Source organism: Ureibacillus massiliensis 4400831 = CIP 108448 = CCUG 49529 (assembly GCF_000772965.1).
Classification (GTDB): Bacteria; Bacillota; Bacilli; order Bacillales_A; family Planococcaceae; genus Ureibacillus; species Ureibacillus massiliensis.
Genome location: NZ_JPVQ01000035.1, coordinates 21,971 through 37,778, shown reverse-complemented (window position 1 = coordinate 37,778; position 15,808 = coordinate 21,971). Strand labels below are relative to the sequence as shown.

The following is a 15,808-nucleotide window of genomic DNA, read 5'->3' as shown; positions in this document are numbered from 1 at the left end:
TGGTGTTTTTTTATGATTAAAAAAGCCCCCAACTCCAAGAACCGAAGGTAATTCACCTGAGACTGAACAAATGTACACGGTGAAACTCTCGAGGACAAAACTCAACCGAGAAATAAAGAAATCGTCCACGAGCAAGCGCCTCAAGGACAAAACTTCCAAGAAAGCCATTATGAACAGATTGTCGAAGCTTCACAGTCATTGTTGATTGAATTTGTGTTTATAATTTAAAAAGGTTCATCAACTTCAAGAATTGAGAGTTCAATAGATAGGATACGATTTTTCAAATGTAAATTTAAAATGTTGCATATAAAATAGTGGCATATTAAAAGAGAATACAGCACAATAATGAAAGAAAAATATATTTCATAAAAAGTAAGCAAGGGGTCAATAAATGAAAAAGTCACTACCACTTCTATCTTTTGAGTTTGCTTCTAGTTCGGGCGTTATTAAACCATTAACATTTAACAATCCGATAGAAATAATAATCGCTAATACAGTTGAGGAAGTTTTACCATGTTTCGATTTAATAGAGAAAGCTATTCAAGATGGTTATTATGTGGCTGGATATATGTCATATGAATGTGCACCGGCTTTCGATCCAGCATTTAAAGTGAAGAGTGGAAATAAAATGCCGCTTGTATGGTTCGGTGTCTTTAATGAACCTAAATTAGAAACTGTGAAGAGTGATGGTGCATATAAAAATTTAAAATGGACTTCTACTGTTTCAGAAAAGGACTATCAAAATTCTATAAAATTAATTAAACAATGGATTGGACAAGGAACTACATATCAAACAAATTATACAATTCGTTTGAAATCAAATTTTCAAGGTGATGATATTACTTTATATAACACATTAAAAAGGGCGCAGGTATCAAACTATTGTGCATATATCAATACAGGAGAATATAGTATTTTATCGGCTTCACCAGAACTTTTTTTTCATCTAAAAGAGGACAAAATTATTACTCGTCCTATGAAAGGAACCTTAAAAAGAGGAAGAAATATAAAAGAAGATGAAGCAAATAGAAATGAGTTATATTACTCTGAAAAGAATCGTGCAGAAAATGTAATGATTGTTGATTTGTTAAGAAATGATTTAAATGTCATTGCTATACCTGGTACCGTTCAAGTTGAAAAGCTATTTGAAATTGAAGATTACCCGACAGTTCATCAAATGACTTCTACAATCACTGCAAAAATAAAGGAAAGTACAAAGCTATTGGAAATTTTCCGGGCACTTTTCCCTTGTGGTTCTATAACAGGGGCGCCTAAGATAAGTACGATGGAAGCAATCGAGAAACTAGAAAAAGAACCACGCGAGGTGTATTGTGGTGCAATTGGATATATAACACCAGAAAGAGAAGCAATTTTTAATGTGCCTATCAGAACAGTAGTAATCGATCAGCAAACAAATCAGGCAACCTATGGTGTAGGCGGGGGAATAACTTGGGATTCAACCTCTGAAGATGAATATCAGGAAGTATTAGCAAAGGCAAGTCTACTTGAAGTAAAAAGGCCGGAGTTTCAATTGTTGGAAAGTTTACTGTTGGATAACGGGGAGTATTTCTTAATCGAAGAACATTTAGATAGGCTTTTCAGTTCAGCTAAATATTTCAAATATCCGATTAATATGGAGAATGTAAAGAATCATTTGCAAAAAAGTCTACAGCTACATCAACAAGGAACATATAAAACTCGTTTGCTTATCGATTTAAAGGGGGAAGTTATGATAAATACGCAACCGATTGAGTTACAGTCTTACGATACTCCGGTGCTCATAACACTTGCCGATGAACCAGTAAGTAAAGACAATATTTTTTTATATCATAAAACGACAAACAGGGATGTTTATACAAAATTCCAAAAAAGATTTCCTGATGTATTTGATGTACTTTTATGGAATGAAGATAGGGAACTAACGGAATTTACAAATGGAAATGCTGTTTTAGAAATGGAAGATGGGTTATGGACACCATCTATTGAAAGTGGTTTATTGGCAGGAACTTATAGGGAGCAACTTTTAAAAGAAGGACGCATTCAGGAAAAAATTTTAACAATGGAAGATTTAAAAAATTGCACGAATATATGGTTTGTTAACAGTGTAAGAAAATGGGTTAAAGTAAAGCTTATTTAATTTAATAATTAGGAAAGGGAGAATTGTGATAGATTCTCCCTTTTATTATTTAGAACTCCAATATTTTTCGAAGGTCATTTACATAGGATTGGCTAACAGGAAGCTCTACGTCATTTTTTAATACAATGACGAAATTTGATGTTATATCCTTTGTGATTTTTTTTATGAAGTAAATATTTAAAATATAAGAACGATGAATTCTAACAAAAAACTCAGGTAGCTTTGTTTGCAATTCCTTTAAAGTAATGTTTGTTTTATATTGTTCATTTTCTGCATAAAACCAAGTACGCTTCTGTAGGCTTTCAATATGTGAGATACATTCAATTGGTATTGGAGTCCAGTCTTCATTTTGTTTACCGGTCAAAAATTTATATGGTTCTTGTTTGTTATCAACTTTAAAAGAAGATGGTAAGATAACGATTAATGCAGCTTCCATTTGGTCGAAAATTATTGGATATCCGATTGCATAGTAAGGTACACCAAAAATTGAATCGTCTATTAGAGCCTCTGTTTTCTTTCTTGTTTTTAATACTTTCGCTGCTACACTATCTTCATCGATTTTCTTACCGATGGGTAAATGAATAGGATGCCTACTTAATACGGAATAAACGTAGGCACCGTCAATTGCAATGGCTAATGAAGCATCCTTAGGCACCCAATCTTCTAAAATAACCTTAATTTGATCTAATTCTGTTTTTGGTATTTGCAAGTTTTCGATTTCCACAATTAAACTCCCCTTTGTTTCATTTAAAAAATCCCACTTCATCCCCAAAAAACAATTATTCATCCTATAATTTGGATATTTTATCAAAATTTAATGCAAAATACTTCTGTCTGTTATATATTAATTTACAGCAAATACACCTGTTATGGAACAGAATTATGAAAAATTTTTAATAGTGTGTATTTAGACATAGGGGAAGGTGTGAATATTTACATGTCAACAAGACAAGAAAGAATCGAGGCAATCAAAAAAGATTGGGCAGAAAACTCACGTTGGAAAGGAATTGTCCGTCCATACACAGCAGAAGAAGTTGTTAAATTACAGGGCTCTTTTGTAATCGAACAAACATTGGCAAAGCGTGGCGCAGCAAGACTTTGGAAATCATTACATGAAGAAAGCTTTATTAATGCATTGGGGGCATTAACGGGGAATCAAGCAGTACAACAAGTGAAAGCAGGACTAAAAGCAATCTATTTATCAGGGTGGCAGGTTGCAGCTGATGCAAATCTTGCAGGTCAAATGTATCCAGACCAATCATTATATCCTGCAAACTCAGTACCACAAGTAGTAAAACGTATCAATCAAGCTTTACAAAGAGCAGACCAAATCGATCATTCAGAAGGTCGTGAAGATAACTTTGATTGGTTTGCGCCAATTGTTGCAGATGCTGAAGCAGGGTTTGGGGGCCCGCTTAATGTATTCGAGCTTGTAAAAGCAATGATTGAAGCAGGTACTGCAGGAGTTCATTTAGAAGATCAGCTTGCATCCGAGAAAAAATGTGGACATTTAGGTGGTAAGGTATTGCTACCTACTCAAAATGCAGTCCGAAATTTAGTAGCAGCCCGTCTAGCAATGGATGTGATGGGTGTGGATACAATTTTAATCGCTCGTACAGATGCAGATGCAGCTGACATGGTAACAAGCGATATCGATCCGAGAGATGAAGAATTTATTACTGGCGAACGTACACCTGAAGGATTCTTCCGTACAAAAGCGGGGATTAAACAAGCGATTGCACGTGGTCTTGCATACGCTCCATACGCAGACTTAATTTGGTGTGAAACTTCAACACCATCATTAGAAGAAGCACGTGAATTCGCAGAAGGAATTCATGCACAATTCCCAGGTAAGATGTTGGCATACAACTGTTCGCCATCATTTAACTGGAAAGCAAAACTTTCTGATAAAGAAATTGCTGAGTTCCAACGCGAAATTGCAAAAATGGGTTATAAGTTCCAATTCGTAACATTAGCTGGTTTCCATTCATTAAATTACTCAATGTTTGAACTTGCATATGATTACAAAGATAACGGAATGGCTGCATACTCTAAACTTCAGCAAGCAGAATTTGCAGCAGAATCGAAAGGGTATACAGCTACTAAGCACCAACGTGAAGTAGGTACGGGTTACTTTGACGAAGTAGCACAAGCTATTTCTGGTGGAAATTCATCAACAACTGCAATGGCTGGATCAACAGAAGCAGCCCAATTCGTTTAATTAAATAGTTTTTTAAAGTGAAATATTACCTCGACGAAAGATGTTGCGATTATTAATTTTTCATATTCAACAAATAAACCTGCGTCGAGGTATTTCTATTATGCAATTCAAATAAGGGTGGGATTTTGAAAATGGAACAGACCATTTCAGAAAAGCTTAACATCACTGGAAAACTAACAGACGAAGCAAAGGAAATTCTAACTCCAGAGGCGCTTGAATTTATCGTTTCATTACATGAAAAATTTAACGAAAGACGTAAAGTATTACTTAACAAAAGGCAAGAACGCCAAAAAAGACTGGATAATGGTGAGAGGTTAAATTTCCTTGAAGAAACGAAAGAGATTCGAGAAGGTAATTGGACAATTGCACCACTTCCAGATGATTTAAAAGATCGTCGTGTTGAAATTACAGGCCCAGCAGTAGATCGTAAAATGGTTATTAATGCGTTAAATTCGGGTGCAAAAATGTTTATGGCATGTTTTGAAGACGCATCAACACCAACTTGGGAAAATATGATTGCTGGTCAAATAAACATGAGGGACTCGATTAGAAAAACGATTGCTTTCACTCAACCTGAAACAGGAAAACAATACTCTTTAAAAGATCATACAGCAATACTTTTAGTTCGTCCTAGAGGTCTACATTTACTGGAGAAAAATGTGCTTGTTAATGGGGAGCCAATGTCTGGTAGCTTCTTTGATTTTGGATTATATTTCTTCCATAATGCAAAAGAAGCACTAGCACAAGGTACAGGTCCATATTTCTACTTGCCAAAATTAGAAAGTCATCTAGAAGCACGCCTTTGGAATGATGTGTTTATATACGCTCAGGATTATCTAGGAATTCCACAAGGGACGATAAAAGCAACGGTATTAATCGAAACAATTTTAGCGGCCTTTGAAATGGACGAAATTTTATATGAACTTAGACAGCATTCAGCAGGATTGAATTGTGGTAGATGGGATTATATCTTTAGCTTTATTAAGCGTTTAAGAAATCAGCCGGATGTGATTCTGCCAGATAGGGGTCAAGTAACGATGACGGTTCCATTTATGAGAGCCTATACGTCTTTATGCATTCAAACTTGTCATAAACGTAATGCACCTGCCATTGGGGGAATGGCAGCGCAAATACCAGTCAAGGATGATGAAAAGGCGAATGAAATTGCCTATGAAAAAGTTCGTGAAGATAAACGCCGTGAAGCAACGGACGGACACGATGGAACATGGGTAGCTCATCCTGGTTTAGTACCTGTTGCCATGGAACAATTTGATGCGGTTATGAAAACACCTAACCAAATCGATAAAAAACGAGAAGATGTTCAAGTTACGGCAGAGGATCTTTTAGCTGTACCAGAGGGAACAATTACAGAAGAAGGTCTTCGAGTAAATGTGAGCGTGGGGATTCAATATATTGCATCTTGGCTAAGAGGAAACGGTGCAGCACCAATTAATAACTTAATGGAAGATGCTGCAACTGCTGAAATTTCTCGCACACAAGTCTGGCAATGGATTCGCCATGAAAAAGGTATTTTAATTGATGGACGAAAAGTAACTTTGGAATTAGTGCTACAAATTGTTGAAGAAGAGCTTGCAAAAATTAAAAACGCTGTTGGGGAACAAGCGTATAACAGCGGTAAGTATCGAGACGCCGCAGAGTTATTTAAATACTTAATTGAGCAAGAAGAGTTCATCGAATTTTTAACACTACCAGGTTACGAAAAAATTAGTTAAGGACATCTTTAAAGAGGTAATTATAGGTTCAATAAAGGGGAAATTTGATAGATAAGCAAGTTAGGGGGAGATGGTCTTACGAGTCATAGATGGCTCGTAAGACTTTTTCATATGATATTTAATATTCTTAGAGGGAAATTACATATATTGGTTGAAGTTAATATATAAACAATTTAAAGAAGAGGTGCTACATATGAAAAATAGAGAAATTTTATTAGTACCAGGTCCAACACCAGTGATGGATGAGATATATGATGCTTTATCAAGTGAAACTAGAGGTCATACAGATCCACGGTTTGTAGAGACATTTAAAAATGCAATAGAGCAAACGAAGAAGCTACTGAAGCCAGATGGGGAAGTATTTATTGTAGCAGGCTCTGGAACACTTGCTATGGAAATGGCAATTGTGAATACAGTGGGAAAAGGAGAAAAATTATTAGTCATTAGTCATGGTTATTTTGGGGACCGTTTCTCTCCTTTGGCTGTGGCTTATGGTATAGAAGTAGACCTACTCCAAGCAGAGTGGGGTAAACAGGTAGACGTAGAGTTAGTTCAACAAAAATTGGCTAAAGAAAGGTTTAAAGCTGTTACTATAACGCATGCAGATACATCAACGGGTGTTATTTCAAACCTTGAACAATTAGTTCCAGTCATAAAGCAAGCGGGGGCTTTGATTATTTTGGACGGTGTTGTAGCGACTGCTGCTCTTGATGAAAACATGAGTAAAACATATGGACATCCTGATTATAAAATTGATGTAGTATTAACGGGTTCTCAAAAAGCAATTGGTATACCACCGGGGCTTGCTATTGTTGCTTTTAATAAAACAGCGCTACAAGCGAGGGAAAATCTTGGTACAATTCCTGCCTACTATAGCGATATAAAAAATTGGTTGCCAATCATGAATGACCCATCAAAGTATTTTGCAACCCCACCTGTTAATATGATCTATGCTTATCATGAAGCGATGAAGCTCGTCCTCAGTGAGGGGATTGAAAAAAGAGAGAAGCGCCATATTGCATTTGGACGTGGAATACGAGCGGCATTAAGTACTTATGGAATGGAGCCTTTAGCACATGAAGAGGTTGCTGCCCCAACATTATCTTGCATCCTATATCCCGAGGGGGTAGATGATATTGCTTTCCGAAAACAACTTGCAAATAAGGGAATAATTGTTGCAGGCGCATTGGCACATTTGTCAGGAAAAGCATTTAGAATAGGGCATATGGGAAATACAACGGAACAAATGTTACTAGGGGCAGTAAAAATAATTGGTGAATCATTAATCGATCTAGGTTACTTTGTAGATGTAGAAAATGCAATGGATACGTTTACAAAGGAAATAATCGCTCAGACAAAGTAATATTAATAGATAAATGGTATGATAATGGCACACTTTTATAGTGTGTCCATTTTCGTATTAAGAGTAGGAGGAATCTAAATGGAATATAACAAAATGAAAAGACTAATTGATGTATCACAGCAAAGGGTGCCTGCAGACTTTATATTAAAAAATGCAGTAATTGCAGATGTTTTTTCAATGACCTGGCGAAAAGGAAATATTGTCGTAGCAGATGGAAAAATTATTGCACTAGATGAGAAAGATGAATTCACCGCACACAATGTTGAAGATGCCAAAGGGAGATATGTTATTCCAGGACTTATTGATGCACATATTCATATTGAATCTTCTATTTTACCTCCTTCTCAGTTTAGCGAAATATTATTACCCCATGGAATTACTACGGTGATTACAGATCCCCATGAAATTGTGAATGTATCAGGTTCAAATGGATTGCAATTTATGATGGATGATGCACAAAATGCAAAGATGGATATTTACTTTATGTTACCGTCCAGTGTCCCAAGTACTCCCTTTGAAAATGCTGGTGCCGTTATGAATGCAAAAGATTTAGCACCATTTTTAGAAAATGATGAAGTATTGGGTCTTGCTGAAGTAATGGATTATCCTGCAGTCTTAAATGGTGAACAAAATATGCTAGAAAAGCTTTTACTCATAAATAAAGGAAACAAAATAATTGATGGACATGGCTCCGGATTAAATTCTGGTCAAATCAGAGGCTATCGCGCGGCTGGTATTCGAACGGATCATGAATGTGTTTCAGCTGAGGAAGCCATTATACGTATCAAACAAGGTATGTATGTTTTGATTAGAGAAGGATCAGCGGCTAAAAATTTAATCGACCTATTGCCAGCAGTGACATCGTCAAATTCAAGACGATTTGCATTCTGTACGGATGATAAACATCTTGACGAACTAATGGAGGAAGGAAGTATTGATTTTGCAATATCGCTTGCTATTAAGCATGGTATGGAGCCACTACAAGCCATTCAGCTTGCGACATTGAATGCAGCAGAATGTTATCGTCTATTTGATAAAGGAGCTATAGCAGAAGGATATGATGCGGATTTCCTGCTTCTTGATGATTTAGAAACGATGAAAGTGAATACTGTTTGGAAATATGGTGAGAAGGTTGCTAAAAAGGGTGAGATTCTTAAAAGCACGACATTAAGCACAGCTATAAATGAATCAATCTTACAATCTGTTCATTTACCAAAACTAGAAAAATCGGACTTAGAGATAAAGTTCGAAATTGGGAATCGCGCAAATATTATCGAAATAATGCCAAACCAAATTACAACAAAACATCTAGAACAAGAAGTAGACGTAGTAGATGGAGTTTTCGTCCCTTCAATAGCAAAGGACTTATTAAAGCTAGTGGTTGTTGAACGTCATCACAACTTAGGTAATGTAGCTAAAGCAATTGTGAAAGGATTTAGGCTTCAAAAGGGTGCGGTCGCTACAACCATTGCACACGACTCTCATAATGCAATCGTATTAGGGACGAATGATGATGATATATTAATAGCTTTAGAGGAACTGCAAAAAATTCAAGGTGGATTTGTTGTAGTGGAAGAGGGAGAAGTAATAGGTTCATTAGCCTTGCCAATAGCGGGCCTAATGACTACACTAAATGCTAACGAAGCTAAAAATAAATTAATCGAAGTACATGAGGCCATTAAAAAAATTAACCCAACTATAGATTTCCACTTACTATTAACACTCTCATTTCTAAGTTTACCTGTTATTCCGGAATTAAAGCTAACTGATACAGGATTGTTTGATGTGAAAAATTTCCGTCACATTCCAATTGAAATTAAATAAAGGAATTGTCTATTGCAGGCAATTCCTTCACTCTTTATAGTATTGAAATCCATTATTTTAAAAGTTAAAATTTTAATAGAATCCTGTCTATAGGGGGATATTCCTTGGATAAAGTCATTGCAGTTATTCCTGCTTTAAATCCTTTGAATTCGCTTATTCCATTTGTTGAAGAAGTTTTACAAATGGACTTTGAAAAAGTGATCATCATTAATGATGGTAGTGATCGTAAATATCAGCAAGTATTTAGTGAACTGAAACAAATAAAGGATTGCATCGTTATTGAGCATCCTCAAAACTTTGGAAAGGGTAAGGCACTAAAAACTGGTTTCCACTATGTTTTAAAATATTTTCCCTATACAAAAGGGATTATTACAATGGGTGCTTATTGTCAGCATAAAACGACAGATGTGAGTTTAATATTACATAAAGCGAAAGTTTTCTCTAATGGCATTATATTAGGTGTAAGAAATTTCAAATCAAAAGATATTCCTATTAGTAAATATTTTGGTAATCAGGCTGCATCACTTCTGTTTCAACTATTATTTCATAAACGAATTCTCGATACTCAAACAGGCTTAAGATATATCCCAAAACAGGAGTTATATTGGCTTATCAAAGTACCTGGAAATTCCTTTAGCTTTGATACGAATATGCTAGTAGAAGCTATTAAACGTAAAGTTCCAATCTATGAAATTCCAATAGGTCATCTCCAATATAAGAAGAATTCAATAATTCAATATGATGAAATTACAAATATGAATAAAGTGATACAACAATTAATCTTGTTATATTCGAAAAATAAATCCTAATTAAGTATGAAACTTTTGTTTAAAGTAATCGTATTAAGTTATAGTACTACATCAAAGGTTACCTATTATAGTGTACTCTTATGTAGTATATTTTTATTTCTTGGGAAATTATTTTCATAGAATTATTTTGCTTTAGGAGGATATAAAATGAAAGAAGATTTCCAATTAGATATTGTAACAGGTAAAGAAAAACATTTTTCACCAAAGAAATTTATTCATAAAATAAAAGATAGTGGTTTTAAATTAGGATTTAAGGCTTTACACGGTGCTGCAACTTTATTCAGTGCTTTAAAAAGCTCAGATATGCCAAAGAAAAATAAATTACTCATTGCAGGAGTTCTCGGTTATTTTATTTTACCAACGGATCTAATAGCAGACTTTTTACCGGCAGTGGGATTAGCAGATGATGCATTTCTAATCATGCAGGCAATGTCAACCATTTATTCTTCAATTACAGACGAAATGAAGGAAGAAGGACATCAGCTATTAAAGAAAATGTTTGGGGATAAATATGAATATAATCAGGAATAAATAGAAATACCTAATTAGAGGTGTTCGTATGTTAAAAAAACTTACCTTCATTGTCATATTAATAGTCTTATTTAAACCAGCCTATGAGTATGGAACAAAGCTATTTAATGATGTGAATCAATATTTAAATCATAACTCTATAGATATTTCCGACGCTGCAAATGAACTAATTACAACCGTATCCACCGGTGTTAGCGATTTGTCATCTACCGTATCAAAAATGATAGCCATAGATTCAAAATCTTCTGAACTACCGACGGAAGTAAAAAGTGTAGAAGATTTAGCTGATGCTTTTTACCATTACTTTAGTAGATGGGAAACAAACTTTGAGATTCATTATGTTGGTAGTACAAGTGATATCGAAAATATCATTGATCGAGCAATAAATGAAGCGACAAGCCGAGATCAATATATAGAAGGTCACTTAGCGGATCGGCGAGTGGAGTATGAGTATGGCGTAATGGATGCAAAAATTAAAGTGGATCAGCAATATTTAACAAACCCAGAGCAAGAAAAGATTGTAGATGAAAAAGTTGCACAAATCCTTTCAGCAGTAGATCCTAATACAATGTCTGATTTTCAAAAAGTGAAATTTGTTAATGATTATATTGTGAAAAATACTGCTTACAGTGAGGAGTCAAGTGCAAGCCCACATAGCGCCTTTGCTGTAGTGCATGAAGGTAAAGGTGTTTGTCAAGGCTACGCATTATTAGCGTTAAAAATGCTACAACAGCTAGGGGTTGAAACAAAATATGTTGTAGGTGAGGTATATACAGGTGGACACGCTTGGAATTTAGTCAAAGTCGATGGCGAGTGGTATCATTTGGATACTACATGGAATGATCCCGTACCAGATAGAGGGAATACAATTAGTTACCAATATTTTTTAATTAATGATGCGCAAATGAAGCTTGATCATACATGGATTCAAGCAAATTATCCAACAGCGACTAATGAAAAATATGCATTTATGAAACAAGTGGATCATGCTTATGAAGTAAATGGTTATATGTACTATAGTAATGTGGAGGATAATAACCTTTTATATCGTGTTAATCCACAAACTGGTGTTAGTGAGAAGGTAACAAATAGTAGAGCACAATATATTGTAGGTCACGGTGATTGGTTGTATTTCAGCAATTATTCGAATGGTGCCTATCTTACGAAAATAAAAACCAATGGTACAGAAGAATCTATTTTATATCAAACAGAAGTTAAAAACTTATTTGTTGAAGATGGATATTTATTCTTTTCAACACCAGATGGATTAAAGAAAATGGCTTTAGAATAAAAGAAACTACATCCCTAGCAAAAGGATGTAATTTCTTTTTTTATTTATTAACCTTATTTACTTCAGAAAGAGCCCGTTTCAATATATATTGAATGGGTGCATCTTGACATAATTCAAAGGAGATATTCGGATATTTTGTACTGACGTATTGCTGGAATAAATCTTTGATGACGATATGGTTTCTTAATATGCCACCATTCATATAGAGAGTAAATACTTCACCTGTGTATTGAATTTTTTCTAGCACAGTAATCGCTAAAATAGAAAGTTCCTTGGCAGCACTTTTTGCAATATGAATGGCCGTTTCATCACCACGCTCAATAGCATCTGAAAGGATAGAGCTAATACTTGCCATTTGGGCATTTGTAAATTCCGGATGGTACACCCAAGCTAATAATTGTTCTATATTTGTTACCTGAAGTTTTTCAAAGAGCAAGGTTTTTAAATAAGTGGGTTTATTAGTTCTACCGTCTTCTGCTCGAATAATTGCTCGAAGTATTTGTTGGCCAACCCAATATCCGCTTCCTTCATCTGCTGCAAGGTGTCCCCAGCCACCAGTTCGAACCATCAAATCCTTCCCATCAAACGCATAGGCAATAGATCCTGTACCAGATAAAACAAGAGCTCCAGGTTTACCATCTGTTAATCCAAGTAATGTAGAATGAACATCATTTTCAACGATGATGGTATTTATCTCAAATGGAACATTGTTTAAGCAATTTTCTATAATCCCTTTTATGATAGACATATCATGACTGGTGTCAATTCCAGCCATTGCAAATGCAGCAACTTCAATATGAGTATTTGGAATAGCTTGATAGGCCTCCATTAAAAGGTCTGTAATCACTCTTTCAACATGTTTTATACCAATTGCGTGAATATTTGAGCCTGTAGAGATTTTATTAAATAGTGTTTTTCCATTTGTTAATTGTAAGGTAATGGCTGTTTTTGTTGCACCACCGTCAATTGCCATGACAACTTTCTCTTCCATCATTTTTGATTCCAACCTTCTAAAAAATAAGATAATTGTTGTTCACATTGGAATATACGATTCTCTTTATCTTTAATCCAATTTTCAAGTAATGGTGTAACAGCATTTGCTTGAAGTAATGAATTTCGCATTGTATCAGGTGCGGGTCCACCATATATAGAACGTATATGAATAAAATACTCAGGCTTTAATGCTTGGTAAAATGTATCCTTAGGTATTGTAAGGGGTTTTCCTAATATTTCTTTCGATTTTTCATTAGCTAATTCCCAAGTTAAACGATCCAAGGATTCTTCCTTTGCATCAAGTAATGCACGAACACAGCTGCTAACAATTCGATGGGATTGTCTAAAAGAAATTTTTTCTGAACGAACGAGTGTATCTGCAAGCTCTGTTACGTTGGCAAAGCTATTTTCTGCTCGTTTACGTAGTTTTTCTTTATTTACTTCCATCGTGACAACTAAACTACCAAAGAGTTTATAGATACCTCTCAATCGTTCCATTGCGCGCCATAAATAGGGCTGCATATCATCCTCTGTGTCAACAATATCTCCAAATGGTGTATTATGAATCATTTGAAGAACAGTAGAAGCATCCCCTACAACCGCCGATAGTAAGGAACGTGTATGTTCAATGGACACCGGATTACGCTTTTGTGGCATGATAGAACTAACTTGAACATAAGGGCTAGCCAGTTTAAAAGCGTTAAATTCTTGAGTCGCCCATTGTAAAAAGTCCTGAGAAGTACGTCCAAGATTTAAAGCGGAAAGTTGAATCACACTTGCCAGCTCAGCAATATAATCTGCACCTGCCACTGCATCCCATGCGTTTTCAATAATATCATCAAAAGCTAGTAGCTCAGCCATTCTTTCACGACTGATTTTAAATCCAGTTGTTGTTAAAGCTGCTGCTCCCATACTACTTCTGTTGAGCGTGCTATATGCAGCTTGCATCCGTTTGAAGTCACGTGTCAATTGGTCAATCACTGCTTTTACATAATGAGCTAAAGTGGTAGGCTGTGCTTGCTGTGTGTGTGTGTAGCCAAGCATGACCGTATCTACATGATCCTCTGCAAATGCAATCAATGACGCACGTAGTTCTAACAGCTCATTCATTAACAACAGCAGCTTCTTTCTTAAGGTCATTCGATATATAGCAATGCCCATATCATTTCTACTTCTTCCAATATGCAGATTGCCAGCAATATCTCCTGCTAATTCTATTAATTTATTTTCAATACGGAAAAATAAGTCTTCAAATTGAGGATTATAATCTCGGCTTTCATAATAATCCAAGTCTAATTTTTTAATTGCCTTTCCTATTTTTTGAGCTTCCTCTTTTGTAATTAATTGCTGTTCCTCAAGCATTTTTAAATGAGCAATATGAATTTGTATCATAGAGTGCAGGAAATGTTTTTTTGCTTCCTCATATGCAGGCTGTAATACCATTTGACGATAGCTGTTAGAAGGGAATTGATCACCTTCAAGTTCATTTATTCGACTTTTGTAATCCTGTAACATAATGAGTCGCCTCCGTTAATACGCCTATATGTATTTTATTTACGCTAACAATACAATGACTCTAAAAAATAGTCGAGTATTTTTTAAAAATTGATCTATAGCAAAAATTTAATGAACTTTTACGGATATTCGCCCGTAAATAAAAAATCCGGTTATACATAGTTAATGTAAAACCGAATTTTTCTTTTGGGCTATAACAGTTGGTAGAATCATACCGCTTAAGACAAATACAATGCCAACGATTTGCAGGATGGTTAATGATTCATGCAAAACAACAACGGAAACGAGTACTGCTACTGGTAATTCTGTCGCGCTTAATATAGATGTTAAGCCTCCCCCAACCTTAGGAGCAGCTATAGAGAACAGTTGTATCGGAAAAATAATACCAAAGAAACCTAAAATGAGACCGTATAACCATAAATTTTCACCAAATAATTTCCCATTCCATATAATCTCTGGTGACAAAAAAATACTCACAATGATTAGTGCAATAAACGACATCATCATTGTACGTGTAATGGTTGAGATTCCCTCCACAGGTAAGGAGTTAAATTGGATAAAGATTGCAAAGCTAACAGCAGCAGCAAATCCAAAGACCCAACCTTGCCATGGAATATTGGATAAATTCACATCGATTAAACCTGCTGCTAAAATTGTTCCTAAAAACAAAAATACAAGCCCGTATGCTTCTGCTTTATTAGGATATCTTTTTCGGATAATACAATCTATAAGCATCCCAATCCAAGTAAATTGAAATAGTAACACTACTGCAAGTGATGCAGGTAAATAATTTAAAGATTCTCCATAAACAATTCCTGTTGTACCTGTAAATAATCCTGCGCCGACGATGGTTAAAAATGCTCTTCTATTAAGTTTAGGAAAGGATTTTTGTGTAATTAAAAATAAAAATAATATTAATAAAAAGCCAATTACATATTGGCTCGTAACAGCCTCATGTGAAGTAAATCCATGTGCCATTGCAACTTTTATAATGGTTGAAAGAATTCCATAGCTACTTGATGCAAGAACAATAAGTAGTGGATAAATAAAACTGTATTTCATGTTGGATACCACTTTCTAGATTCGTGTTTTAACAATATGATAAAATAGTTTATTGATATAGTCTATCACCCCATTGTTAAAACCCAATATTAAATAAACTACGTATTTTCGAAGTCTATTAAAATTACGTTCAAACTTTTAAACTCCCAATTCATCATTTAGCTTAGTGATTCAAAATCAGATAAATGACATTTTACAATGCTTAATAACGGACTCTATTTTATCTAGTTCTTTCGTGATAAAGTGTAACAAAAAATTGGTGTTTGAATTATGTGAAATTTAATGATTAGCAGATTTTTATGATAAATTATATAAAGTAACTTTTCGGA

At 35.0% G+C, this 15,808-nt stretch carries 12 protein-coding genes; 8 read left to right on the top strand and 4 right to left on the bottom strand.

Translation table 11 applies throughout. From position 1 onward, the window contains the following. The first annotated feature begins 391 nt into the window (after window positions 1–391). Window positions 392–2,137, top strand: a complete 1,746-nt coding sequence (gene pabB, locus CD30_RS15010) for an aminodeoxychorismate synthase component I (RefSeq protein WP_036178497.1) — start codon at window positions 392–394, stop codon at window positions 2,135–2,137. Between the two features lie 49 nt (window positions 2,138–2,186). Here the strand turns inward: pabB and CD30_RS15005 are convergent, their stop codons facing one another. Then, window positions 2,187–2,861 carry a LytR/AlgR family response regulator transcription factor gene (locus CD30_RS15005; protein WP_036178507.1) on the bottom strand — a complete coding sequence of 225 codons (675 nt, stop codon included), beginning with the start codon at window positions 2,859–2,861 and terminating at the stop codon, window positions 2,187–2,189. A gap of 213 nt (window positions 2,862–3,074) precedes the next feature. Between CD30_RS15005 and aceA the strand changes: the two genes are divergently transcribed. From aceA to CD30_RS14970, 7 genes are all read left to right on the top strand, one after another. Further along, a complete protein-coding gene (gene aceA / locus CD30_RS15000; protein ID WP_036178494.1) occupies window positions 3,075–4,358 on the top strand; it encodes an isocitrate lyase in 1,284 nt (427 codons plus the stop codon). A gap of 131 nt (window positions 4,359–4,489) precedes the next feature. Next, window positions 4,490–6,091, top strand: a complete 1,602-nt coding sequence (gene aceB / locus CD30_RS14995; protein WP_036178492.1) for a malate synthase A — start codon at window positions 4,490–4,492, stop codon at window positions 6,089–6,091. A gap of 193 nt (window positions 6,092–6,284) precedes the next feature. Continuing rightward, window positions 6,285–7,454, top strand: coding sequence for a pyridoxal-phosphate-dependent aminotransferase family protein (locus tag CD30_RS14990; protein WP_036178490.1), 1,170 nt, complete (start codon window positions 6,285–6,287; stop codon window positions 7,452–7,454). A gap of 93 nt (window positions 7,455–7,547) precedes the next feature. Further along, on the top strand, window positions 7,548–9,278 hold the full coding sequence (gene ade / locus CD30_RS14985) for an adenine deaminase (RefSeq protein ID WP_036178504.1): 1,731 nt from the start codon (window positions 7,548–7,550) through the stop codon (window positions 9,276–9,278). 104 nt (window positions 9,279–9,382) lie between these two features. Beyond that, entirely contained in the window at window positions 9,383–10,087 is a 705-nt protein-coding gene (locus CD30_RS14980; protein ID WP_036178488.1) for a glycosyltransferase family 2 protein, read from the top strand. A 147-nt stretch (window positions 10,088–10,234) separates the two neighbouring features. Continuing rightward, entirely contained in the window at window positions 10,235–10,618 is a 384-nt protein-coding gene (locus tag CD30_RS14975) for a YkvA family protein (protein WP_036178486.1), read from the top strand. Window positions 10,619–10,646: 28 nt separating this feature from the next. Then, entirely contained in the window at window positions 10,647–11,909 is a 1,263-nt protein-coding gene (locus tag CD30_RS14970; protein WP_036178484.1) for a transglutaminase domain-containing protein, read from the top strand. 40 nt (window positions 11,910–11,949) lie between these two features. On the opposite strand, the gene CD30_RS14965 is transcribed toward CD30_RS14970, so the two are convergent. From CD30_RS14965 to CD30_RS14955, 3 genes are all read right to left on the bottom strand, one after another. Further along, window positions 11,950–12,903 (bottom strand): N-acetylglucosamine kinase, encoded by a 954-nt coding sequence (locus CD30_RS14965; RefSeq protein WP_052126246.1) that lies wholly within the window; start codon window positions 12,901–12,903, stop codon window positions 11,950–11,952. Continuing rightward, a complete protein-coding gene (gene argH, locus CD30_RS14960) occupies window positions 12,900–14,417 on the bottom strand; it encodes an argininosuccinate lyase (protein ID WP_036178473.1) in 1,518 nt (505 codons plus the stop codon). The genes CD30_RS14965 and argH overlap by 4 nt, the downstream gene beginning before the upstream one ends. Window positions 14,418–14,579: 162 nt before the next feature. After that, entirely contained in the window at window positions 14,580–15,479 is a 900-nt protein-coding gene (locus CD30_RS14955) for an EamA family transporter (RefSeq protein WP_036178472.1), read from the bottom strand. Between the last annotated feature and the right edge of the window lie 329 nt (window positions 15,480–15,808).